Genomic DNA, 22997 nt, shown 5'->3' on the forward strand with positions numbered 1-22997 from the left:
CTTACGACGACGTGCTGGTGGAGATTCGGTGAAGCCATTCGAGGAACAGTTTGAGTTCCGAGCTTGAGAGCTGGTCTGAGTGCGATGCCTGAAGCGCGGCGTTCAGGGCAATCGCTGCCACCACCACCGAGGACTTGCCGGAGTCTTCCGGGGCGGCCCCTTCGGCTTGTGCCGCAGACACCGCAAAGATCATGGCGTCCCGGGTCATGGTGGACAGTTCAAGGTTCCGTTCGGTAGCGGGTTCCGCGATCAGCATCAGGGTCACACCCACGTTGGCGGCCAGGATGGACCTGGCCGCTTCCCGCGGCTGGACGTCCAGCTGGCCCGCCATTGCGGCCTTGTTCAGCATCTCCTCCATCAGCGCCTCGGCATCGGCGACGATGGCGGGGCGGCTTTCCGGGCGGATATTGCCGAACATCACCAAGTACAGCTCCGGCTGGTTCAGGCCGAACTGGACGTGGTTGTCCCACATCCGCCGGATATCCTCCAGCGGATGTCCGGACGGGGCGAAATCCCTCTCGCCCGCAACATACTCTTCAAATCCCGCGGTGACGACGGCGTCAAAAAGGCCTTCCTTGTCACCGAAGTGGTGGTACAGCGTGGGCGCCGTGACGCCCGCCAGCTGCGTGATCTGGCGGGTGGACACCGGTGAGCCCGCAGATTTTGCCAGCAATTCGGCCGCCGCACGCAGAAGTCGCATTTTGGGGGGAAGCTGGCCATCCAAACTCATAACCGCTACCCTATCACCTATAGCATTGCTATATGAACTGAATCACATACAATTTTTTCAGGCACGTTTCGCGCCGCCAGACGTAGCCGTCGCGGCGCCCCCGGCATGGAGCCGGGAACCTTGGCGGGCCTGGCTACCGGCAGAGAATGAGGACCTTCAGTGCAGAATTTCCCAGGAGTTGGCGTCAGCCCAGGCCGCATCATCGGCACCATCAAGCAAATGCCCAAACCGATCAGCGAACCCCCGGCAGGCGAACAGCTGAGCGGGGAGACGTCCGCCGAGGAAGCAACCGCCGCCCTTAAGGCAGCGGCCGGCGCCGTTCATGACGAACTCAAGGCCCGGGCGGAATCAGCCAGCGGCGACGGCAAGGCTGTCCTGGAGGCCACCGCGCTGATGGCCAAGGACACCATGCTCCTGAAGGGCGCCGGCAAACTGATCGCCCGCGGCACCTCCGCGCAGCGCGCCATCTGGGAAGCCGGCGCCTCCGTCGCGGAAATGCTGCACAACCTGGGCGGCTACATGGCCGAGCGCGCCACCGACGTCCTGGACGTGCGTGCCCGCATCGTTGCCGAGCTCCGCGGCGTGCCCGCCCCCGGCATCCCGTCCTTCAGCACGCCCTTCATCCTGGTTGCCGAAGACCTGGCGCCGGCCGACACCGCCACCCTGGACCCCGAAAAGATACTGGCCCTGGTCACCGCCGGCGGCGGACCGCAGTCCCACACCGCCATCATCGCCCGCTCCCTGGGCCTGCCGGCCGTCGTGGCGGCAGCAGGCGTGGACGAACTGGCCGACGGCACCGAAGTGTTCGTCGACGGCGCCGCCGGCTCCATCTCGGTGGATCCGGATGACGCGCAGCGCGCTGCCGCCGAAGCATGGGCAACCAACGCGTCCTTGCTGGCCGTATTTGACGGCAACGGCACGACGGCGGATGGGCACCTCGTCCCACTCCTCGCCAATGTGGGCGGCGGCAAGGATGCCGTGGCTGCTGCCGGCCTCAACGCACAGGGCGTGGGGCTGTTCCGCACGGAATTCTGCTTCCTGGAACGTGATACCGAACCCTCCGTGGAGGAGCAGGCAGCCGCGTACAAGGGCGTGTTTGACGCGTTCCCCGGCAAGAAGGTGGTGCTGCGAACGCTCGATGCCGGTGCCGACAAACCGCTGCCGTTCCTGACCGATGCCACCGAACCCAACCCGGCCCTCGGCGTCCGCGGCTACCGCACCGACTTCACCACCCCGGGCGTTCTGGAGCGCCAGCTGCAGGCGATCGCCCTGGCCGAGAAGGACTCGGAGGCTGACGTCTGGGTTATGGCCCCGATGATTTCCACCATGGAGGAAGCAGCCCATTTTGCCTCGATGTGCACCGCTGCCGGGATCACCAACCCGGGCGTGATGGTGGAGGTGCCGTCCGCGGCACTGACGGCCGAATCCATCCTGCGCGAGGTGGGATTCGCGAGCCTGGGCACGAACGACCTCACCCAGTACGCCATGGCTGCCGACCGCCAGCTGGGCCCCCTGGCCAACCTCAACACCCCGTGGCAGCCTGCCGTGCTGCGCCTTGTGGGATTGACAGTGGAAGGCTCCCGCGCGGAAGGCCACAACAAACCCGTGGGCGTCTGCGGTGAGGCGGCCGCTGACCCGGCCCTCGCCGTCGTACTTACCGGGCTGGGCGTCAACACGCTGTCCATGACCGCGCGGTCCCTGGCCGGCGTGGCCGCGGTACTGAAGACCGTCTCGCTGGCCGAGGCGCAGCAGCTGGCCAAACTGGCCCTCTCCGCGCCCAGCGCCACCGAAGCCAAGGCCTGGGTGCGGGAAAAACTGCCCGTCCTCGAAGAACTCGGCCTCTGACCACACGCCTGCAACCAACCGCCCGCCCCTAGCCAGACACCAAGAAGCACCCACCAGGAGGAACCATGCCCGAACGCATCGCCACCATCGCCAGCCGCTCCGGCCTGCACGCGCGCCCCGCCGCCCTGTTTGCGGAAGCCGCCGGAGACGTGGGAGTAGAGGTCACCATTGCCATGCAGGGCGACCCGGAGGACGACGCACTTGACGCATCCAGCATCCTGTCGCTGATGACCCTGGGCGCCGCCAAGGGCGATGTTGTGGTGCTCCGGGCCGAAGGTGACGGAGCCGACGCTGCACTGGATTCACTGGTCAAGCTCCTGGAAACGGACCTCGACGCCGAATAGGTTCTGCTTCGCCGTTTCGATGGTTCCCTTCCGGGTCGACGCTCGCATACATCTGGTGGACAGGGAACCATCGAAACGGGCGACGGCCAGGGCTCCCCGGGAGTAGGTTCAGGGTATGAACGAGCGTGCCGTCCCCATCCTGCCGTGCCGCCGCCTGGACGACGTGGCGCCGTTCTACGAAGCGCACGGCCTCCAGGTCACCTACCGGCAGGAGCGGCCGAATCCGTACATGTGCTTCAAGCGTGGCGGCATCGACCTGCACTTCTTCGGGCTGGAAAGCTTCGAGCCCGAAAATTCCCTAGGCAGCGTGATCCTGCTGGTGCCGGACACCGGCCTGCTCTTCGAAGAGTTCGCCGCCGGGCTGCGGGCCGCCTACGGAAAGTTGCCGATTTCCGGGATTCCGCGGATTACCCGCCCACGCCGCAAGCAGGGCACCACGGCAGGCTATTCCGTGGTGGATCCGGGCGGCAACTGGCTGCGGGTGAGCGCTCTCGGCGATTCCGAGGACGCCCCTGATGCTTCCGGAACGGTGGCCGCTCCGGCGGGGCGGCTCGACCGTGTCCTGTTGAACGCGGCGTGACAGGGAGACTCCCATGGCAACGAGGTGACGGCAATCTCCGTGATCGAGGCCGGGCTCCAGCGGCATCCGGAGGCGACGGACGCCGAGAAGCTGCCGCTGCTGGTGTACCTCGCCGGGCTGCATGAGCGTACCGGAGACCACGGCCTGGCCCGGTCTGCGCTGGACAGCGTCGGCGCCCTCAAACTCGACCCCGAGGCGCGGCGCGCTCTGGCCTCCCGAACTGGCGAACGCTTACGAGCTCCGCCGCGGAGTCCAAACGTGAGATCCCGGTGCGGGCGGCGGATTCTGCTCGATCATTCGCCCGGTGCGGGCGGCGGATTCTGCTCGATCATTCGCGCGTTCCGGATAAGCGGCCGGCGCGATTCCGGGGCTCGCCTGCGCGTAGATGGGAATGACTGAGCAGAATCCTCCGCTGGCAGTGACTTGCTATGGGCGCGAATCCAATGGGGCCCGGTACGCCTCGGATCGGGCACGGAAGCGCGGGGGTTAGGCTGTTGGCATGGCACTGATAGCTCCCAGAATGGCGGCCGCGCTTCCGCCCGAGGATGCAGGGAAACTTCAGCGTGCACTGGCGGGCGGCAACGACATTACGGTTTTTGTGGACGGCACGGTCCACCGCCTGACGCCCCAGGCGAGGGACGCCGTCGTGGATCTCCTCAGCCGGTTCGGCCGCGGCGAAGCGGTGACCGTCAGCAGTGTGGAGGAAATGCTCACCACCTCCCAGGCCGCCGAACTCGCCGGGATTTCCCACACTTACCTGCGCAACATGACCGATCGCGGCGAGATTCCGGTGGAGTACCGAGGCACGCACCGCCGGATCAGGCTGGCGGCCGTCATGGCGTGGCTGGACCGGCAGAAGAAGCTGGATCAGCAAGAGAAGCCAGCGCAGGCCTAGCTCCGGCGTGGGCTAGATCCGAGGGCGCGCCGCCCAGCGCCGCATTTTCAGTGCCGCATGGAGTTCCAGCCGGGACATCCCCTTCAGTGGGTCCACACCCAGGAGCTGCCGGATGCGGCCCAGCCGGTTGTAGATGCTGCTGCGGTGCAGGTGGAGTTCGGTGGCCACGTCCTGGACTGAGCCGTCGTTGTCATAGATGAGCTCAAGTACGGGGAGAAGCTCATCGTTGCGGTCGTGGTCCTCCAGCATCCGCACATAAACGGACCCGGAGTCAGCCCAGGCGCCGGCTCCCCCGCCCGCCGATGCGAGCAGTTGGTACACCCCGGTGGCGCGGCAGTCCACCAGTTCGCCGAGCTGCGGGTCCACAGCCGCCGCCTGCGCCGCCAGCCGGGACTGCCGGTATGCCTCGGCAAGCTCGCGTGGCTTGGCAAAACCCTCGCTGATGCCCAAGATGATGCGGTGCACCGGCCGGCCCGAACGTTTGGCCAGTTCCAGCTGGTAGTGGACCAGGACCTGCGCATGGTTGGCCCGGCCCACCGACTCACGGAACAGCACCACCGAATGGGTTTCCGTGCCTGCGCTGAACAGCGCCACATCCACTCCCACCGTGGCCTGCAGGGCGGCTGACCGGTGGATCAACGTGGAGGCGATCGGGTCCGGGCCGCCGGCCCAGCCATCGGCGTCGAGCACTGTGACCATCTGCCACGGCCCCCTGCCCTGGATTTCCTTCCAGCCCGCCACTGCCGCCACCGCGTTGGCCTCGCCCGAACAGGCGGCCAGGAACTCGCGTTCGCGGCCACGCCGGAACTCGGACTCGGCGGTGTTGGACTCCAGCAGCAGGCCGGATAGCAGCTCGATCTCCGGCGCCACGTCCGGCAGCTGGGAGAGGATCGCCGCCGGATTTTCCTCAACCGAGTCCTGCTGCACCCAGAGGTAGCCGACGCGGAAACCGCGCACCATCAACGGAACACACACCCGGCCGAGCATCCCAAGCTCCTGATTGGCGGGAATCGCTACCGGGCGGACCGCCGTGGCGATACCGTGGGAAAGCTGCCAGGCGCTGACATCGGCCGGGACCCGCTTGCTCAACAGGAAATTCACCCGGACCCGGTCCGCATGGGACTGGTTGGAGCTGTAAGCGAGCAGCAGGCCGTCCAGGTCCTCCAGCGACAGTCCCCGCCCAAGCTTCTGCGCCACCTGCTCCACCAGTTGTTCCACGTCCTGCTGCATGGGGTAACACTACTGCTCCGGCAGGCATCCGGGCGAACGAACAGCAGGCGACACCTGACGCCCTCACGCTGAACATTTGTCGATCCGTGACACCAGAAGTTCCCGGAATGAAGCGGAGTTTGCTTGCCCCGGTCCTCGCCCTCCTGTCAGCTGGGTCACAAACGGATCTATTCTGGAATCACAACTTCCCCGCAATGCAAGGGCCTACGCGGCCCGAGAATATGGAGCCACAAATGATCATCGGTGTCCCCAAAGAGATCAAGAACAACGAATTCCGCGTGGCCATCACGGCGGCCGGCGTCAACGAATTCCGTACCCACGGCCACTCGGTCCTGGTGGAGCGCGGCGCAGGCCTGGGCTCCGGCATCACGGACGAGGAATACGCCATCGCCGGCGCCGAAATAGTTGCCGAGGCCGATGACGTCTGGGACCGCGCCGACATGGTCATGAAGGTCAAGGAACCCATCGCCGCGGAATACCACCGCTTCCGCAAAGGCCTAATCCTCTTCACGTACCTCCACCTCGCTGCCGAGCCGGAGCTCACGCAGGAGCTCATCAACTCCGGCGTCACCGCCATCGCGTACGAGACCGTACAGGAAGGCCGCACGCTGCCGTTGCTGGCCCCGATGTCCGAAGTTGCCGGCCGCCTGTCCGTGCAGGTAGGCGCCACCTCCCTGATGGCACCCGCCGGCGGCAAGGGTGTGCTCTTGGGCGGCGTCCCGGGTGTCCGCCCGGCCAAGGTGGTAGTCCTCGGCGCCGGCGTCGCAGGCACCAACGCCGCCGCCATGGCCCTGGGCCTAGGCGCCGACGTCACCATCCTGGACATCAACATCAACCGCCTGCGCGAACTCGACGCCCAGTACCAGGGCCGCCTGAAGACCGTGGCGTCCAACAGCTACGAGATCGAGAAGTCAGTCATCGACGCGGATCTGGTAATCGGCTCCGTGCTGATCCCGGGCGCCAAGGCTCCCAAGCTGGTCACCAATGACCTGGTGTCCCGCATGAAGCCGGGCTCGGTCCTGGTGGACATCGCGGTGGACCAGGGCGGCTGCTTCGAGGACACCCGTCCCACCACGCACCAGGAACCCACGTACAAGGTCCACAACACCATCTTCTACTGCGTGGCCAACATGCCGGGTGCCGTTCCCAACACCTCCACGTACGCGCTGACCAACGTCACCCTGCGCTACGGTGTGGCGCTGGCCAACCTGGGCGTCAAGGCTGCCTTCGACCGCGACCCCGCCCTGGCTGCCGGCCTCAACATCGCCGACGGCAAGGTTGCCCACAAGTCCGTGTCCGAGGCACACGGCCTGCCGCTCGTGGCTGACTGGCACCAGCTCGTCTCCGCCTAACTCTTTGCCTCACCGTTTGCAGTGATTGACGACGACGGGTCCCCGGCTTTCGCATGAAAGCCGGGGACCCGTCGTCGTACTTCATCTATTGGTTCAGCCGGTAATGGCCCGCAGGGCGTTCACCTGGCCGTGACCGTTGAAACCGTTGTAGCCAACATTGCCCTGGCACACCTGGGGCGCGCCGTTGGACGCCGAAGGGAACGGCGCATACATGGCCGTATCCGGGCATGCCATGCCGTCAGCGGTGTTGCTGATCCGCGCGGCAACAGCTCCCGGCTTGCTCACGCCGGTGCTGACAATGAGCGCCGCCACACCTGCAACGTGCGGTGAGGCCATGGACGTTCCCTGCAGGTAGCAATACTTTGCTCCGGAATCGGTCACCGTCCGGGTGCAAGGCAGGCCAGAGGGCCAGGTGGAAAGGACGCGTCCGTTGGGCGCTGCGGCAGTGAGCTGCAGCCTCGAATCGCCTCCGGGCGCAATCACGCTCACGGCACCCACGCCGTAGCTGGAGTAGAACGACTTGAACAGCTTGTTGCCATTGGCTGTCACGCCAATGACGCCCGGGACTTCCACCGGAACAACCGCGCAGGCATTGGTGATTTCCCTCGTGACGGGCGTGCTGTCATCCGGGCTGGTGACATCCTGGGTGGGGTGCGCGAGATCGTCCGATTCGTTGCCCTCGGCTGCCACCACGGTGGTGCCGCTCTGCTGGGCGAAGCGGATGGCGCGGCGCTCAGCCTCCCAGATGGAACGCTGGCCGGGATCGTTCTTGCAGTTGAAAAGCCACGGATCGGCGAAGTAACTGTTGTTGGTTACCTGGATTCCGTTCATTCCCGCCCACATGAACGAGCACACTACGGCCTCCGGGAAGAAGAACCCGGCGGCGTTGCCGGCCTTGATTCCGGCGATCTTCACGTTCGGCGCCACACCCACCATGCCGATGCCGTTTTTCGCCGCAGCGATCGTGCCTGCAGTGTGGGTTCCATGCCCGTTGTCATCCATCCATGCAGCCGGTGCGGTGTTCGGAGCACCGCCAACGCAGGATGCGCTCTTGGAGAAGTCGACATTGGGGGCAAGGTCCGGGTGCGTCCAATCCAGCCCGGTGTCAATATCGCCTACCACCACCGAGGCGCTGCCGCCGTTGATGGCCCGGGCCGCCGGGGCCTGGATCTGATCCATGTCCCATTGCAGCCCTGAGAGGTTGTCAATTCCCGGGGCTGGGGTGCCTGGGTCGACGGCCACAGCTGCGTCAGCGGTGCCGTTATCCCCCAGTGCCACGCCGAAAGCTCCCGTGGCTGACGCCCCCTGGACGGACTGGTCCGCAGCCTTCAAGGTCTGGCCAAAGCCCACACGGTCGGATTTCACCACCGCCACGCCGATCTGCGGATAGGCCTGCACCACCGTGCCCCCGGCGGCCTGCACTGCCGCAAGGGACGCACCGGAAACCCCATTGGCCTTGTACAGGACGATGTAGGTTTGGGTTCCGGCCTGCGTGGAGGCCTGTGTGCCGGTCTGCGTCGACTGCACGCCGGCCGATACCGCCGCAGGAGCTGCGGCGGCCGACAGGCCAATGGCGAGCGCTATCGCGCCGATAGGCGCCACAAGCTTCGTAAATCTTTGCATGGTGTTGCTCCATTTCTGCCAGCCTGGGCAAACCCGCGATAGCAAGCGGCCCCTGGCAAGGGTCGGTAGTCACGATCCTGACGGCTGTTTGCCTAGGATCCTTCCGGGTACACCAGCCCAACAATGAGGTGTGGCCCGCAACAACAGACCTTAGTGACTCACTTCACAACATTTCAATAGCCGCAGGTTTCACGAGCCGGCGGAATCAACTGCCCGGGCCGATTCAATGATCTCCAGCACCTGCACTGCGTCGGCCGGGTCCACGGGGAGGGACCGGCCTGAGAAGGCTCCACCGTCGAGGATCTTGTCCGCCAGCAGCCGGTAGAACTCGGGGTAGGCGCCTCGTTCCGTGGGCAGTGGATCGAGGTGGCCGTCGCGGCCCAGGGACCCTGCCCATTCCGGCGCCTCAACGCCGTATTCAGTGTCCAGCGGGCCGCCGCCGGCAACAATGTACGGTTCCTGCGGGTCGATCCCGTGCTTGGTGAAGGCGCCGTTAGAGCCGAGGATGCGGAAGCGTGGGCCCTGCTGCGCGCAGAGCATGTTCATGGTCAGGTGGCTGAGGACGCCGGACTCATGCCGGAGGACCACGAACGCGTCGTCGTCGGCCTTCTCCTCAGGACGCCGGACCCGAAGTTCTGCATGGATAAAGGTGGCCGGCCCGAACAGCTGTAGGGCCTGGTCGATGAGGTGCGTGCCGAGGTCGAACAGCACGCCACCGCCGTCAGATGCCGTGGCGTCGGCTTTCCAGGCCTTGGAAATGTCCGGGGACCAGCGTTCAAAGCTGGATTCAAACCGGGTCACGCTGCCGAGCGATTCGCCGGCCAGGAGCTTCTGGACGGTCAGGAAATCCCCGTCCCAGCGCCGGTTCTGGAAGACCGTGAGCACGCGGCCCAGCCGCTCCGCGAGGGCGATCAGCTCCCGCCCCTGTGCACTGCTGACGGCAAAAGGCTTGTCCACCACAACATCCAGCCCGGCCTCCAGCGCGGCCTTCGCCAGCGGAAAGTGAGTGGCCGGCGGGGTCCCCAGCACCACCAGGTCAAGGTCCCCGGCCAGCGCAAGCACAGCGTCGCCGTCGGGCACTATCTTGGTGCCCGGGTACCGATGGGTCGCAGCAGCCTTCCGGCCGGCGTCGGACGTTGCGATGACGTCCAGCGCGTAGCGGGGGTCCGCCGCGATGAGCGGCGCGTGGAAAACGCTCCCGGACAGGCCATAGCCGACGACGGCGGTCCGGATACGGCGTTCGGGTTCAGTCCAGGTCATAGGGAAACGGTACGCGCAGGCTCTCTCACATCCTTTACCTTTCGCCCGCACGCGCTCTCACATCCTGCTGGAAACCAGGCCAAGCGACGAAGGCCGGCACTTCCCGGTGTGCGGGTTGTGCCGGCCTTTGCCGTGGAGCGTTTATTCAGATGGTGCCGTCCAGGTGGGAAGTATTACTTCTTGATCCAGCCCAGGGTGGACCAGTCCGGAACCTGGGAGAGGCTCTGGAACAGGGACGGGCCATAGTTGGCCAGGCCGGTGCGGACGAAGGAGATCTGCGGGCCGTTCATCACAACACCCATGGAGAAGTACTTGGCCATGTGCTCCTTTTCAACGTCCATGGCTGCCTTGTTGCGCTCGGCGTTGTCCTCAATGGAGGCGAGATCGGCGATCTTCTTGTCCAGCTCGGCGTCGCCCAGGCCGTTTTCGTTGGTCTTGGAGTCGTAGTACTGCTTGACGGCGTCGGTGGCATCCGGGCCAACGGTGTAGCCGGAGACGCTCATGTCGAAGTCGCGGCCGCCGATGACCTTGCCGAAGTCGGCAGAGGCGCGCTGGTCAATGCCAACATCCATGCCGCCGGCCTGAAGCTGCTTCTGCAGCGTCTGGGTGAAGGCAAGGGTGGTGGGGTCGTCACCGAAGTTGCTGATCTTGAAGGCCGCGGGCTTGCCGTCCTTCTCCATGATTCCGGCGGCGTTGGGCGCGTAGCCGGCGTCCGTCAGGACCTTCTTGGCAACGTCCGCGCCGGTTTCCTTCACCGGGTAGTTGTCCTGGTAGTAGTCCGAGAACGGCAGGACCATCATGGAACCGGAGCTGGGCTCTTCCCAGTTCAGGCCATTGAAGCGGACCTTGCGGAGCGCCTCGCGGTCAACTGCCGCGAAGATGGCCTTACGGATTGCCACATCAGTGACCTTCTGGGCATTGATGTTCATGCCACCTGCGAAGAGACGCTGGCCGCGGCGGACCTCGGAGTCCTTGGTACCCTCCAGCTGCTTGTAGAGGGAGATGGTGTTGGCTGACATGGCGTCGATCTCGCCGTTCTTGAAAGCGGCGATCTGTGCGCTGGTCTCCAGCTGGCGGAAGACGACGTTTGCCAGGACCGGCTTTGTGCCCCACCACTTGTCGTTGGGAACCAGCGTCACCGTCTTGGCTGCGGTGTCGTACTGATCCAGCTTGAACGGTCCGGCCATCCACTCGGGGTGCATCTCGCCGTTGAAGCCTTCGTTGAAGAGTTCAGGCGTGTTCACGGCAGGGTGGATCAGGCCGAAGAAGAGCGCATCCACAGGGTAGACCGGTTGGGTGGTCTTGACGATGATTTCCTTGTCGCTGCTGCCGGCCTCAACCGACTCAACGAACTCGTAGGCCCCCGAGCTCACGATGTCGTAGCCGGCATCCGGGCTCTTCAGGATGTTCCAGGTGTTCTGGAAGGCCTTGATGTCGATCGGCGTGCCGTCGTTGTACGTGGCCTTGTCATTGACCTTGATGGTGACGGTCTGCTTGCCGTCCACCACCTTGCTCTCCACGGACTCGCAGAAGTCCTTGTTCGGTGTCACCTTGCCGACGAAGTCGACCTTCCAGCAGCCGCCGATGCCGCCGCTGTTGATGGCCACCGGGTTCATGGGGATCTGCAGGGCGGAGTTGTCCGCGCTGTTGCCGTTGTTGGAGAACCCGTTGAAATCCGGCCCGATGTCGCCAAGCGGCAGGGTGACCTTGCCGCCCTGCTCAAGATCCGCGGCCGGCTTCTCGTTGATGCTGATGAGCTTGGCCAGGTCGCTGCCTGTCCCCTGCCCCTGAGCGGTTTCCGGTCCGGTTGGTGTTCCTCCACCGCCGCAGGCCGTCAGCGCCAGGGCGGCGGCAATGGCCGCAGCGCCGCCGATCTTGGTCAGATTCCTCATGGTTTTCCCTTCATAGGTGCGGGTGATGCTTGTGATGGGTCGAAAAAATCTAGGGCGCATGGGGTTCCACCGTTTAGTGGACCACCAGCATGTCCTCATCCAGCTCGCCGTCCGGGAAGAAGCAGGCGAACTGCTGGTCCGACGGGGGCACCGGGCCAGCCGCCAGGGCCTGTGCCGCGGCAGACGCCCGAACGGCCTCCAGCGGCGGTTCGAGGGTGAGGCACTTCTCCTGTTTAGCCGCGGGAAGCGCCGCGAAGACGGGGCAGCGCGTAGCGAAGTTGCAGCCCTTCGGAGCATCCAACGGGGACGGCAGGTCGCCTTGGAGGATGATCCGCTCCCGCGTGCGCTCGAACTGCGGGTCCGGGACAGGGATCGCGGACAGCAGGGCCCGCGTATACGGGTGGCGGGGGTTGTCGAAAACCCGGTCAACCTCACCGATCTCCACGATCTTCCCCAGGTACATTACCGCCACCCGGTTGGAGATGTGGCGGACCACGGAGAGATCGTGGGCCACCATCAGGTAGCTGAGGCCCAACTCCGCGCGGAGCTTGTCCAAGAGGTTGATCACGCCGGCCTGGACCGAGACATCCAGCGCGGACACCGGCTCGTCCAGGACCACCAGTTTGGGGTTCACGGCCAGGGCCCGGGCGATACCGACGCGCTGCCGCTGGCCGCCGGAGAACTGGTTGGGGAACCGGTTGACGTGGTCCGGCTGCAGGCCCACCAGCTTCATCAGTTCCATGATGCGTTTTTTGATGTCCGACTTGCTGAGTCCGGCGTTCTGGAGCGGCTCGGCCAGGACCTCGTAGACGGTGAAGCGTGGGTCAAGGGCGCCGGTGGGATCCTGGAACACCATCTGCATTTCCCTGCGCATGGCGCTTTTGGTCTTGGCGTCGGCCGCCTGCTTGTTGCTGATGCCGCCGATGATCACCTCGCCGTCCTGGTCCTTATGGAACTCCATGATTTCCAGCAGGGTGGTGGTCTTGCCCGAACCGGACTCCCCCACGATGGAGAAGCACTCGCCTTCGCGGATGTCGAAGCTCAGGCCGTCCACAGCCTTCACGGTGCCGATACGCCGCTTGAGCAGCGCGCCCTTGGTCAGCGGAAAGTGCTTACGGACATCCTTGAGTTCCAGCACGGTTGAGCGTTCCCCGCGGGGGATGAGGTCAAAGCGGGAGACCGGGACCGGCGGGGCCGAAAAGATCTCGCGGACATCCACGTCCGCGCCGAGGGAACCGGACTTGATGCAGGCCGCCTGGTGGTAGCCACTTCCCGGCACCGGGTCCAAGGAAGGCTCGCCGTCCAGGCAGGCATCGGTCACCAGCGGGCACCGCGGCGCGAAGGAGCAGCCGGTAGGGGTGTGGACGAGGTTCGGCGGAATGCCATCGATGGGGACCAGCGAGGATTTCTCCGAGACGTCCACGCGGGGCACTGCCCCGAGCAGGCCCATCGTGTAGGGCATCCGGGGATCGTAGTAGATGTCATCCACGCCGCCGGTTTCTACAGGCTTGCCGGCGTACATCACCATGATGTCGTCGGCGATGCCCGCCACCACGCCCAGATCGTGCGTGATCATCACGACGGCGGCGCCCGTTTCCTCCTGCGCCTTATGCAGCACCTCAAGCACCTGGGCCTGAATGGTGACGTCCAGGGCCGTCGTCGGCTCGTCCGCGATCAGTACGCGCGGGTTGTTGGCGATGGCGATGGCGATCATCACGCGCTGGCGCATGCCGCCGGAGAACTCGTGCGGAAAGGCCCTGAGCCTGTTCCTGGGGCTGGGAATGCCCACCATCGCCAGGAGTTCGACGGCGCGGGTTTCCTTCGCCGCCTTGCTCATGCCCGGGTTGTGGATGGTGAGGGCCTCGGTGATCTGGGTTCCCACCGTGTACACCGGGGTGAGGGAGGACAGCGGGTCCTGGAACACCATGGCGATGTCGTTGCCGCGGTAGGCACACATGGCTTTGTCGCTGAGGCCCAGCAGTTCCTTGCCGTTAAGCCGGACCGAGCCGGAGATCTCGGCAGTGGCGGGCAGCAGGCCCATGATTGCCAGCGATGTTACCGACTTGCCGGACCCGGACTCCCCCACGATTCCCAGTGTTTTGCCGGGCATCAGGTCGAAGTCGACGCCCCGAACAGCATGCACAGCCCCGTTTTCGGAGTTGAAGCTGACGTTCAGGTCCCTGACGGACAGGACAGCGTCCGACGGTGAGTGGAGACCGGCGATGTGGAGCCGCTCGGACACTGTGGTGGCCGGGTCAGCCGGCTCAACGAAGGTGCTCATTTGCTCTTCTTCTCTACGCTGTTCTTCTTGGCCCGGCCAACCGAACTGGAGCTCGGGTCAAAGGCGTCACGCAGGCCATCGTTCATCATGGCCAGGGACCCCGTGAGCAGGAACATCACGGTGAGCGGGACCCAGAACATCCACGGGAAGGTCTGGACCTGGGACGTGGCTCCGCCAATCAGCACTCCGAGGCTCACATCCGGCACCTTGATACCGATGCCGATGAAGGAGAAGGCTACTTCGGCCAGGATCGCCCCGGTGACGCCGCGGGTGATGTCCAGGACCAGCAGCGACCCGATATTGGGGACCAGGTGCCGCCACACGATGCGCCGCGGCGGGACGCCCATGTACTGGGCCGCCTTGACGAAGTCCCGCTGCATCAGCGACATGGACATGGAGCGGATAAGCCGCGCGGTCCCCATCCAGCTGAACACCAGGAGCACGATAATCAGCAGGAGCCAGCTGGGGAGGTTCTTCTTCAGGCCGTCCCCTCCGCCGCTGGTGGCCACTGCCACCACCAGCAGGGCAGGCATCATGATGAGGGCCTCGAGGACGAATAGCATCACCTTGTCCACCTTTCCGCCGAAATAGGCCATGGTGCAGCCGTAGACCGCGGCGACGAGGACGGACACGAGGCCCACAATCAGGCCGATCAGGATGGAGATCCTGGTGCCTTCGACAGTCATGGCGTAGAGGTCGATGCCGGCCTGTGACGTGCCCAGCAAGTGGTCACCGGAAGGCGGCATGCCGATATTGAAGGGGTCGATGGTCTCCTTGTCCCAAGGAGTGAAGAACCCGCCGACGAAGGAGAAGATGGTCAGGCCCAGGAAAACCGCCAGCCCGGCGACGGCAGTCTTGTTCCGCATAAAACGGCGGAAAATGATGGTGGACTTGGCGATCACCACATCGGCGCTTTCGAGGTGCGCGTCCTGCGCCACCGCTGCCGGATCAACGGCGTTGAGGTTGGTCATGGCTACTGCACCCTCACTCTCGGGTCAACAAGCGTGGTGGCGAAGTCGGCGAGTATGGCGCCCAGGGCGAAGATTACCGAGCCGTAGGCGAGGGTGGCCGTGGCCGCATTGACGTCCTGCAGTGAGATGGCGTCAATGCTCCACGAGCCCACTCCGGGCCACGCGAAGATCTTCTCGGCGAAGAAGCCGCCGGCGAAGATGGCCGGGATAGTGAACGCGATGCTTTGGGCCACCGGAATGAAGGAAACCCTGAGGGCGTGCCGGGTGATGGCCTGATTTCGCGTCAGCCCCTTTGCGCGTGCCGTCCGGACGAAGTCCGCATTTACGTTATCCAGCAGGTACTGGCGCTGCGCTATCTGGTACGAACCCCAGCCGACGAGCGTGATGGCGATCGTCGGAACTGCATAGTGGGCCACCATGTCCACAAACTGCGCCCACCCGGGTTGCATGCCCGGCGTGGAGATGCCCGTCACGAAGAAGATGCGCTCCCCGACGGTCTCGTTGATGTTGATGGCACCGAGCTGCACCAGGAAGTAGGCAATGGGGGCGGGCACGATGTACGCGAGGTAGCTGTAGGACGTGATCGCCCGGTCCTGGAACTTGTACTGCCGGGCCGCCGAATACACCCCCAGGGCGACGCCGATGACCAGCGTCAGAACGATGGATGCAAGGAAGAGCCGGGTGGAGATCCAGACGCGGTCCCCGAATTCAGCGTTGATGAAGGCGCCGTTGGGGCTGCGTCCCCAGTCCCAGCGGGTCACGATCCCGATGAGCCACTCAACGTAGCGCTCCCACGGGCTGAGGTCCGGATCCAGTCCTTTCAGGCGCATGGAATTGGCGACCTGCTCGGGTGTGGGACGGGGAATGCGCTCCTGTTCCAGGAGCGCCGGCTTGAGGGAACTCACCGCCAGGAAATAGCCGGCAGACGTGGTCAGGAAAATCATAAAGACGTAGGTGATGCCGCGCTTGGCGAGGTACCTGATCATGTGGCAGCTACTTCAGGATCTTTGCCACCAGGACTGTGGACGAACACTCCAAGGGATCCCCCTGGGCTGGCAACGGATTTCCTGCCTTCACTACATCCACGTTCCAGATCCTTCCGATTTCCCCGGCAAGCAACGGGTCTCGCCGCCACCGGGTCTCCGCCAGCGTGTAGCCGGCCTCTCGCGACCAGCGCAGAACAAGTCCGGGTGGACTATGTTGCGGGTCACATTCCAGAGGAAACTACCACAGAGTAGCCTCGGAAATGCGGGCACCTGCGCGGAATCCGCGCGCTCCGTATCAGATTGTTATGAATAATTCAGTGGAATTGATTTGACTGGACGAGTCGCAGGATTTAGGCGTACTCTACGGCCCGCGCACCACCCGCGTGACAAGTTCCCGCCAGGAGTCAGCCAGCCGCTCGGCCGTCAGACCCTGGACACGGACGGCATGCAGGAGCCGGTCCGGATCCAGCGTTGCGGCCAGGGACATGGCCATCAGCAATGGGTCCGCGTCCATGCCCTCCTTCCGGAGGAGGTGCTCAATATGGCGTTGCCACAGCATGACTGCCGGGACCTCATAGCGGCTGTGGGCCGAAGCCTCGGCGGCCCTCGCCAGGTCCCCATGCTCCATCACATACGCGATCCGCTCCGCACCGAAGGCGATGAGGCGCTCCAGGCCCGGAGCGCCAGGCCCCAAGGGCGGCGGGCCGAACATAAAGCGGGACTGGAAGGCGGCCTCGGAATCGCTCAGCAACGTCATCATCAGCCCCGCGCGGCTGCCGAACCGGCGGAAAACGGTGCCCTTGCCCACGCCGGCCCGCTCAGCCAGCCTGTCCATGGTCAGGGCATCCGCGCCACACTCGGCAATCAGCTCCCGCGCCGCGCCCAACAGCCGCTCCCGGTTCCGCGCAGCGTCACTGCGCTCAGCGGGCGGGCCGGAGAGCGAACCGGGCAGCAGCGGGATAAAGCTCACAGTCCATATCCTAGCCCCGGGAATAATAATCGGACTACGGTCCGTTTAGTCCATGAAGGCACCAAGCCTCCACCCTTCCACTGGCCAGCGGCCCAGCCGCGGCCCCACTACAGGAGTCCGTATGTCGAAGAGCACCGTCCTTACCCTTGTTGGCAGCCTCCGCGCCGAATCCACCAACCAGAAGCTCGCCGAAGCCATCCAGCTGAACGCTCCCGAGCAGGTTGACGTGGTCATCCACGAAAGCCTGGGCAACATCCCGTTCTACAACGAGGACATCGACGTCGAGGGCCAGGTTCCCGCCGCCGCTGCTGCCCTCCGCGCCGCCGCCAATAAAGCCGACACGCTTCTTCTGGTGACCCCGGAACACAACGGCACGGTGCCCGCATCGCTGAAGAACGCCATTGACTGGCTGTCCCGCCCCTTCGGTGCCGGCGCCCTCTCAGGCAAGCCCACCGCCGTCGTTGGTACCGCATTTGGCCAGTTCGGTGGCGTGTGGGCACAGGACGAAGCCCGCAAGGCAGTGGGCATTGCCGGCGCGCAGGTGCTTGAGGACGTCAAGCTTGCCGTGCCGGGCTCCATGGTCCGCTTTGCCGAGCTGCACCCGAAGGACGACGCCGAGGTAGTGGAGCAGATCAAGGGCGTCTTCGACGCACTCGCCGCCGCGCAGCCGGCAACGTAAGGCAGCCGCACGCAGCAGCGCCAAGCAACCAAATGCCCCGGGCACCGAAAGGTGTCCGGGGCATTTGTTATCTCGCCGTGAGCAGGAAGGGACTCGGGCCCCGCGCGCGTGACCAAGTCTTATTCCAACCGGAACCGCGCGGGCATGTTCAGGGTTGAAGGACCGCCGTAACGTTTAATGCACGGAATAGCGCGGGGACGGGAACGCGGTGCAGACATGGCAGGCAGGCGGAGCGACGGAAAGCTGATGGCGACGGCGGCAGCACTTACGCTTCCGCTGTGGCTGGGATCCTGCGCCCCCGCCGCCAACCCGCCCGCCGGCAGCGGTGCGCCGGCAGGCGCAACCACCATTGAACGATCCGGCCCCGCCCAGGCTCCCCTGGTCCCAATTCCCCGGCCGCAAGCACCCCCGCCGGCCGCCGGGGCGCCCCCCGAAGCCACCAGCCCATCCGCCGCTTCGTCCCCCGAGCCTTCAAACCACGCGTCCGGCGGGGCGGCGGGAACACCGGGTCGGATCCCGGGCACCGCTCCAGCGTCCGGGACGGCTGCCTCCGGCGGCGGTGCGGTACCGGGAACGGGTGCGGCCCTCGGGGCAAGCCCATCGCCTGCCCCGGAGCCCTCGGCGCCGCCGCCGACCGGGCCGGCTGCTGGCCGGTCCGCCGGATTCCAGACGGTGACTGCCTACTACGTACTGCTCGACGACGGCGGTGCCGGAGGTGTGCGCTTTGGCTGCAATGACAGCCTTTCCGGCGTCCGCCGCACCGTGGCCGGATCCACGGAACCGTTGGCCAACGCCATGCGCGCCCTGCTGGACGGAGCCGCAGAACCTGCGCCCGGGCTGTACAACTCCCTGTCCGGCTCAACCCTGACGTTCCTGTCCGGCACCTTCGACGGCACGGCCGTGACGGTCTACCTGTCCGGCTCGATCCGTCCAGCGGGGGTGTGCGACATCCCCCGCATCGAGGCCCAACTCACGCAGACTGCCGTCGCCTCGGTGGGCGCCATCCGCGCCGAGGTCTACGTCAACGGCGTGGGGCTCGCCGAAGCACTGCGCCTCAACTAGGGCGGTTGATCAACAGATGTTGCCTGATCGGCAACTGTCGGCTGTATCCTGTGGATGTGAGCTATGAAACACTTGATGCCGGCGCAGTGCAGCTACCGGCCGAAGCCATTGATGCCATCGAGCGCGCGGCCACGTCCGCACACCGCGCCGCCCATCCCCATGAGGCGCTGTTTTCGGAGCGCGCAGCCAACATTAAGCAATCAGCCGTGCGGGACGTTTTTGACATTTCGATGCGCCCCGGGCTCGTGTCCCTTGCCGGGGGCAGCCCATACCTGCAATCCCTTCCGCTTCAGCGGCTGGCCGCCACGGCTGCAAGCATCATCGCCGACGAAGGGCTCACCGCCCTGCAGTACGGCGGCGGGCAGGGCACGGAAGAACTGCGCACCCAGATCTGCGAGGTGATGGCGGCAGAAGGAATTCTGGACGCGCTCCCGCAGAACGTGGTGATCACGGCAGGCTCCCAGTCGGCCCAGGATGTGGCCACCAAGGTCTTCTGCAACCCGGGGGACGTGGTGCTGGTGGAGAACCCCACGTATGTGGGCGCCCTCAATACGTTTGAGGCCTACCAGGTGGAGGTGGCCACCGTGGAGATGGACGACGACGGCCTGGTGCCTGAGCTGTTAGAGGCCCGGATCGCCGCGCTTCAGACAGCCGGGAAGAACATCAAGTTCCTCTACACCATCCCCAACTTCAACAACCCCTCAGGGATTACCCTGGCGCAGGAACGCCGTCAGCGGGTTGTTGATATATGCCGGAACGCGAATATTCTGGTGCTGGAAGACAACCCCTATGGTCTCCTCCGGTACGACGGGAAACCGCTGGAACCGCTCCGCGCGGCCAACCCAGCCGATGTCATCTACATGGGATCCTTCTCCAAGATTTTTGCCCCTGGTCTTCGCATCGGCTGGGCATTGGTCCCGGAGCACCTCCAGCGGCGCTACTACCTGGCATCCGAATCTGTCACACTGTGCCCTCCGACGCTGAACCAGATGCTGGTGTCCGCCTACCTCAGGGACTATGACTGGAAAGGCCAGATCGAGACCTACCGCGGGCTTTACGCCGAACGATGCACGGCAATGCTCGGCGCCCTGGATGAACACATGCCCACCGGCACCAGCTGGACCAGCCCGGAGGGCGGCTTCTTCGTCTGGGTCACGCTGCCGGAAGGCGTGGATACCTATCCCCTGCTGCAGAAGGCGATCGACGCCGGCGTCGTCTTTATCCCCGGGGCTGCCTTCACCCCGTCTGATTCGCCGTCCAATAAGCTGCGGCTGGCGTTCAGCGCAGTGCCGCCCGACGCCATCAAGGAAGGTGTCCGCCGCTTAGCCCCGGTACTGCGCCAAGCCCTTGCAGGGCTGTAACGTTGGCCACACTGAGTGTGGCCAAGATTGATACTGAACAAGGAGTACAAAGCATGAGCGGAATTATTGTTGTCGGGGTTGACGGCAGCGGGACCGCCAAGAAGGCCGCCGAATCGGCCCGGGATCTCGCCGCCGCCGTGGGCGCCTCGCTGCACGTCGTCTCAGCCTTCGACAGCGACCGTACCGAGGTCTTCGGCTCGGGCAGCGACCAGTGGATCGTTTCCGACGCCGACGGTGCCGAGCATGTTGCCAAGACAGTGGCCGAGGCCCTGGCCGGTTCCATCAAGGTGACCTACTCGGCCGCCCGCGGCAAGCCTGCCGATGCGCTCATCAAGGAAGCCGAGCGCCTGGGCGCCAAGATGATCGTGGTGGGCAACCGGCGGATGCGCGGCATTGGCCGTGTACTGGGAAGCGTGGCCAACAGCGTAGCCCACAATGCCCCGTGCGACGTCTACATCGCCAACACCTACGACGCCGACTAACTGACAACGGGACACCATGCACCAGCCGCGCCGCGGCGGTGCGTGGTGTCCGTTCTCACCCCCTTTAAAGCCGGTTTCAGCACCCGGCAGGCGATAAAATGGAAGTGCCCTCAACGGAGCGGACAACCACTCTCCACTCCAGCCAAAGGGGCAGAGCGTCCTGCGCGGCGACTGGAAATTCTTCGCGGCCCTCTCAGGCGTGGCCCTGATCATCGGCGGCCTGACGTTCGCAACATCGGCTGCCTTGGCCGGCGCCATGGGCAGGAATCCCGAGATGGTCGAGATGCTGACGGCCTACTCCGCCTAGGGTTACTGACACTTAGGCTTACCGCTAAAGGAGCCAGCCGCGCAGGAGCCACCACAGGCCGGCCATCACCAGCCCGCCAAACAGCGATCCGGCCACCACCTGAGCCACGGTGTGCGCGCGGAGCACCACCCGCGACCAACCGACGGCTGGAATCAGCAGCACCAGTGGCAGCCACACCGGCCCCATCATCAGGACGGAAATAACTGCCACCGACGACACCGCGGCCGCGTGGCCGCTCATCTTCCAGAAGGGGCTCACGGCGGCCAACACGATGATGCCGGCGACGATGGCCAGCACCATGACCATCACGCTTCGCGGCGCACCGGCGGCTTGCAGCACCACCAGGCCTGCGACCACAGACCCTAGCGCCATCAGCAGAACGGGCGCGCGCTGTTTGCGGTTGCTGACGTGGTGGTCCGTGACCCTGCCCAGCCTCACGAGCACGAGGAGCGCGACCAACGGCAGCACGCACACAAACAAGGCAGCTAAGGCTCCATATCCGATGGTGCCGGGGAACCCGGCCTCGATCACTGGGCTGATCAGCAGCTGAATCGTCACCACCACCGGCGGCTGGAACACCTCTGTCAGCCATCTGGCTGTTCGGTTCCTTGCGCGAATGGCGGCCTGGTTCTCGGTTTTGATGTTCTTAGTCCCGGCGTCCCTAGTCCAGCAGCAGCGCCGGCTCCTCAAGGATGGCGGCGACGTCGGCCATAAAGCGGGCGGACAGGTCCCCGTCCACTACCCGGTGGTCAAACGAGCCGCCGAGTGTGGTGATCCAGCGCGGAATGACTTCGCCGTCCAGAACCCACGGTTTCTGCTTGATCGTTCCGAAGGCCACGATGGCCACTTCGCCCGGGTTGATGATCGGCGTTCCGGTATCGATCCCCAGCGCCCCGATGTTGGTGATGGTGAGCGTTCCGCCCTGCATTTCGGCGGGCTGGGTCTTGCCCGCCCGGGCGGTGGTTGCCAGGTTGTTCAGCGCCAGCGCCAGCTCCTTGAGCGACAGGTCCTGCGCGTCCTTGATGTTCGGAACCATCAGCCCCCGCGGGGTGGCCGCGGCGATGCCCAGGTTCAGATAGTGCTTGACCTGGATCTCCGCGGCGTCGGTCCCGTCCACGTTGTCCACCCAGGTGGCGTTGACGCTGGGGTTCCTGGCTGCAGCCCAAATGACGGCCTTGGCAAGGATCAGCAGCGGGGAAACCTTGATTCCCTCAAAGTCGCGTGAAGCCTTCAGCCGCTTGACGAATTCCATGGTCCGACTGGCATCAACATCAACAAAGATGCTCACGTGCGGCGCCGAGAAAGCCGACTCCACCATGGCCTTGGCCGTTGCCTTGCGGACGCCCTTGACCGGAATCCGTTCAATCCGCTGGTCCTGGGGCTTGCCTGCCTTGCCCCAGAACCCCTCGGCCTGATCCAGCTCTGCATCGCGTTGGGACTGGTAGCTGACCAGGTCCTCGCGCGTGACTTCGCCGCGCGAGCCGGTGGCCACCACATCGGCGAGGTCAATCCCCAGATCCCGGGCGATCTTGCGGACCGGAGGTTTGGCCAGGACGCGGTTCACGAGGCCAGTGATCGTTCCGCCGAGAGTGGGTCGGTTATCGACGGCTTCGGTGATTGCCTGGGCCTCGACAGGCTCCACCACCAGAGCGACGACAGGCTCGCCCACCGGGACCGGGGCGGCGGGTGCCGCCTTCCGGGGACGGCGCTTGACGGCGTCGGCCTTAGGGCCCGACCCCACCAGCGGACCGCCGGCCAGGGCACTGCCCGAGGTGCCGGCGTCGTCCGCGGGAAGCTTGCCGTACAACGGCTGGACCGGAGTCGCGGGGGCCGGGACATCGGCCGGCGTCGGGTCGCCGGAGACGGCGTCAGAGACGCTGATGATGGCGGTTCCGACGTCGATGGTCACGCCCTCGGGAACCAGCAGTTCGGTGACGGTGCCGGCGAAGGGGGACGGCAGCTCAACGAGCGACTTGGCGGTCTCGATCTCGCACAGGACGTCATTAATGGCAACGGTGTCCCCCGGCTTCACCTTCCAGGAGACGATTTCCGCCTCGGTAAGGCCTTCGCCCACGTCGGGCAGGTTGAACTTGTTCAGAGTCATGGTGTCCTCTTTCGCGGCAAGCGTGAGCGGGAAGCGTGAGCGG

At 65.2% G+C, this 22997-nt stretch carries 21 protein-coding genes; 10 read left to right on the forward strand and 11 right to left on the reverse strand.

Annotated features, from left to right (window positions below):
* Position 1: 1 nt before the first annotated feature.
* Positions 2-730 (reverse strand): TetR/AcrR family transcriptional regulator, encoded by a 729-nt coding sequence (locus ACQCSW_RS00370; RefSeq protein WP_354251156.1) that lies wholly within the window; start codon positions 728-730, stop codon positions 2-4.
* 159 nt (positions 731-889) lie between these two features.
* Here ACQCSW_RS00370 and ptsP point away from each other — a divergent pair, with 159 nt between their 5' ends.
* From ptsP to ACQCSW_RS00395, 5 genes are all read left to right on the forward strand, one after another.
* Positions 890-2575: a phosphoenolpyruvate--protein phosphotransferase gene (ptsP, locus tag ACQCSW_RS00375; protein ID WP_426988926.1), complete on the forward strand. Its 1686-nt coding sequence runs from the start codon at positions 890-892 to the stop codon at positions 2573-2575.
* Positions 2576-2640: 65 nt separating this feature from the next.
* Positions 2641-2919: an HPr family phosphocarrier protein gene (locus tag ACQCSW_RS00380; RefSeq protein WP_056341927.1), complete on the forward strand. Its 279-nt coding sequence runs from the start codon at positions 2641-2643 to the stop codon at positions 2917-2919.
* A gap of 115 nt (positions 2920-3034) precedes the next feature.
* Complete coding sequence (locus ACQCSW_RS00385) at positions 3035-3499, forward strand: hypothetical protein (RefSeq protein ID WP_426988928.1); 465 nt, start codon at positions 3035-3037, stop codon at positions 3497-3499.
* A gap of 24 nt (positions 3500-3523) precedes the next feature.
* Complete coding sequence (locus ACQCSW_RS00390; RefSeq protein ID WP_426988930.1) at positions 3524-3898, forward strand: hypothetical protein; 375 nt, start codon at positions 3524-3526, stop codon at positions 3896-3898.
* Between the two features lie 100 nt (positions 3899-3998).
* Complete coding sequence (locus ACQCSW_RS00395) at positions 3999-4394, forward strand: helix-turn-helix domain-containing protein (RefSeq protein WP_426988932.1); 396 nt, start codon at positions 3999-4001, stop codon at positions 4392-4394.
* A 12-nt stretch (positions 4395-4406) separates the two neighbouring features.
* On the opposite strand, the gene ACQCSW_RS00400 is transcribed toward ACQCSW_RS00395, so the two are convergent.
* On the reverse strand, positions 4407-5624 hold the full coding sequence (locus ACQCSW_RS00400; protein WP_426988934.1) for a PucR family transcriptional regulator: 1218 nt from the start codon (positions 5622-5624) through the stop codon (positions 4407-4409).
* A gap of 233 nt (positions 5625-5857) precedes the next feature.
* On the opposite strand from ACQCSW_RS00400, the gene ald reads away from it, so the two are divergent.
* A complete protein-coding gene (gene ald / locus ACQCSW_RS00405) occupies positions 5858-6976 on the forward strand; it encodes an alanine dehydrogenase (RefSeq protein ID WP_426988936.1) in 1119 nt (372 codons plus the stop codon).
* 93 nt (positions 6977-7069) lie between these two features.
* Here ald and ACQCSW_RS00410 read toward each other — a convergent pair whose 3' ends face one another.
* From ACQCSW_RS00410 to ACQCSW_RS00440, 7 genes are all read right to left on the reverse strand, one after another.
* A complete protein-coding gene (locus ACQCSW_RS00410) occupies positions 7070-8599 on the reverse strand; it encodes a S8 family serine peptidase (RefSeq protein WP_426988938.1) in 1530 nt (509 codons plus the stop codon).
* A 189-nt stretch (positions 8600-8788) separates the two neighbouring features.
* Complete coding sequence (locus ACQCSW_RS00415) at positions 8789-9859, reverse strand: Gfo/Idh/MocA family protein (protein ID WP_426988940.1); 1071 nt, start codon at positions 9857-9859, stop codon at positions 8789-8791.
* 173 nt (positions 9860-10032) lie between these two features.
* Positions 10033-11751, reverse strand: a complete 1719-nt coding sequence (locus ACQCSW_RS00420) for an ABC transporter family substrate-binding protein (RefSeq protein ID WP_426988942.1) — start codon at positions 11749-11751, stop codon at positions 10033-10035.
* 73 nt (positions 11752-11824) lie between these two features.
* Positions 11825-14032 carry a dipeptide ABC transporter ATP-binding protein gene (locus ACQCSW_RS00425; RefSeq protein WP_426988944.1) on the reverse strand — a complete coding sequence of 736 codons (2208 nt, stop codon included), beginning with the start codon at positions 14030-14032 and terminating at the stop codon, positions 11825-11827.
* Entirely contained in the window at positions 14029-15003 is a 975-nt protein-coding gene (locus tag ACQCSW_RS00430) for an ABC transporter permease (RefSeq protein ID WP_354251166.1), read from the reverse strand. The genes ACQCSW_RS00425 and ACQCSW_RS00430 overlap by 4 nt, the downstream gene beginning before the upstream one ends.
* 2 nt (positions 15004-15005) lie before the next feature.
* On the reverse strand, positions 15006-15989 hold the full coding sequence (locus ACQCSW_RS00435) for an ABC transporter permease (RefSeq protein ID WP_426988946.1): 984 nt from the start codon (positions 15987-15989) through the stop codon (positions 15006-15008).
* Between the two features lie 361 nt (positions 15990-16350).
* Positions 16351-16959 (reverse strand): TetR/AcrR family transcriptional regulator, encoded by a 609-nt coding sequence (locus tag ACQCSW_RS00440; protein ID WP_426988948.1) that lies wholly within the window; start codon positions 16957-16959, stop codon positions 16351-16353.
* A 121-nt stretch (positions 16960-17080) separates the two neighbouring features.
* Between ACQCSW_RS00440 and ACQCSW_RS00445 the strand changes: the two genes are divergently transcribed.
* The 4 genes from ACQCSW_RS00445 (at position 17081) to ACQCSW_RS00460 (ending at position 20543) form a co-directional block, all read left to right on the forward strand.
* Positions 17081-17638, forward strand: coding sequence for an NAD(P)H-dependent oxidoreductase (locus tag ACQCSW_RS00445; protein ID WP_426988950.1), 558 nt, complete (start codon positions 17081-17083; stop codon positions 17636-17638).
* 216 nt (positions 17639-17854) lie between these two features.
* Complete coding sequence (locus ACQCSW_RS00450; protein WP_426988952.1) at positions 17855-18700, forward strand: GerMN domain-containing protein; 846 nt, start codon at positions 17855-17857, stop codon at positions 18698-18700.
* A 56-nt stretch (positions 18701-18756) separates the two neighbouring features.
* Complete coding sequence (locus ACQCSW_RS00455; protein WP_426988953.1) at positions 18757-20061, forward strand: PLP-dependent aminotransferase family protein; 1305 nt, start codon at positions 18757-18759, stop codon at positions 20059-20061.
* 53 nt (positions 20062-20114) lie between these two features.
* Positions 20115-20543 carry a universal stress protein gene (locus ACQCSW_RS00460; protein WP_111908305.1) on the forward strand — a complete coding sequence of 143 codons (429 nt, stop codon included), beginning with the start codon at positions 20115-20117 and terminating at the stop codon, positions 20541-20543.
* Positions 20544-20874: 331 nt separating this feature from the next.
* Here the strand turns inward: ACQCSW_RS00460 and ACQCSW_RS00465 are convergent, their stop codons facing one another.
* On the reverse strand, positions 20875-21492 hold the full coding sequence (locus ACQCSW_RS00465) for a phosphatase PAP2 family protein (RefSeq protein WP_426990588.1): 618 nt from the start codon (positions 21490-21492) through the stop codon (positions 20875-20877).
* A 19-nt stretch (positions 21493-21511) separates the two neighbouring features.
* Positions 21512-22954: a dihydrolipoamide acetyltransferase family protein gene (locus tag ACQCSW_RS00470; protein ID WP_426988956.1), complete on the reverse strand. Its 1443-nt coding sequence runs from the start codon at positions 22952-22954 to the stop codon at positions 21512-21514.
* Positions 22955-22997 lie beyond the last annotated feature (43 nt).

It is taken from the genome of Pseudarthrobacter sp. Y6, from assembly GCF_050156205.1.
Taxonomy (GTDB): Bacteria; Actinomycetota; Actinomycetes; order Actinomycetales; family Micrococcaceae; genus Arthrobacter.

What these genes read in the sequence shown, in the direction of transcription:
- ACQCSW_RS00370 (WP_354251156.1), bottom strand. Translation starts at nt 730, where the DNA reads ATGAGTTTGGATGGCCAGCTTCCCCCCAAAATGCGACTTCTGCGTGCG.
- ACQCSW_RS00380 (WP_056341927.1), top strand. Translation starts at nt 2,641, where the DNA reads ATGCCCGAACGCATCGCCACCATCGCCAGCCGCTCCGGCCTGCACGCG.
- ACQCSW_RS00385 (WP_426988928.1), top strand. Translation starts at nt 3,035, where the DNA reads ATGAACGAGCGTGCCGTCCCCATCCTGCCGTGCCGCCGCCTGGACGAC.
- ACQCSW_RS00395 (WP_426988932.1), top strand. Translation starts at nt 3,999, where the DNA reads ATGGCACTGATAGCTCCCAGAATGGCGGCCGCGCTTCCGCCCGAGGAT.
- ACQCSW_RS00400 (WP_426988934.1), bottom strand. Translation starts at nt 5,624, where the DNA reads ATGCAGCAGGACGTGGAACAACTGGTGGAGCAGGTGGCGCAGAAGCTT.
- ald (WP_426988936.1), top strand. Translation starts at nt 5,858, where the DNA reads ATGATCATCGGTGTCCCCAAAGAGATCAAGAACAACGAATTCCGCGTG.
- ACQCSW_RS00410 (WP_426988938.1), bottom strand. Translation starts at nt 8,599, where the DNA reads ATGCAAAGATTTACGAAGCTTGTGGCGCCTATCGGCGCGATAGCGCTC.
- ACQCSW_RS00415 (WP_426988940.1), bottom strand. Translation starts at nt 9,859, where the DNA reads ATGACCTGGACTGAACCCGAACGCCGTATCCGGACCGCCGTCGTCGGC.
- ACQCSW_RS00420 (WP_426988942.1), bottom strand. Translation starts at nt 11,751, where the DNA reads ATGAGGAATCTGACCAAGATCGGCGGCGCTGCGGCCATTGCCGCCGCC.
- ACQCSW_RS00425 (WP_426988944.1), bottom strand. Translation starts at nt 14,032, where the DNA reads ATGAGCACCTTCGTTGAGCCGGCTGACCCGGCCACCACAGTGTCCGAG.
- ACQCSW_RS00430 (WP_354251166.1), bottom strand. Translation starts at nt 15,003, where the DNA reads ATGACCAACCTCAACGCCGTTGATCCGGCAGCGGTGGCGCAGGACGCG.
- ACQCSW_RS00435 (WP_426988946.1), bottom strand. Translation starts at nt 15,989, where the DNA reads ATGATCAGGTACCTCGCCAAGCGCGGCATCACCTACGTCTTTATGATT.
- ACQCSW_RS00445 (WP_426988950.1), top strand. Translation starts at nt 17,081, where the DNA reads ATGTCGAAGAGCACCGTCCTTACCCTTGTTGGCAGCCTCCGCGCCGAA.
- ACQCSW_RS00450 (WP_426988952.1), top strand. Translation starts at nt 17,855, where the DNA reads ATGGCAGGCAGGCGGAGCGACGGAAAGCTGATGGCGACGGCGGCAGCA.
- ACQCSW_RS00460 (WP_111908305.1), top strand. Translation starts at nt 20,115, where the DNA reads ATGAGCGGAATTATTGTTGTCGGGGTTGACGGCAGCGGGACCGCCAAG.
- ACQCSW_RS00470 (WP_426988956.1), bottom strand. Translation starts at nt 22,954, where the DNA reads ATGACTCTGAACAAGTTCAACCTGCCCGACGTGGGCGAAGGCCTTACC.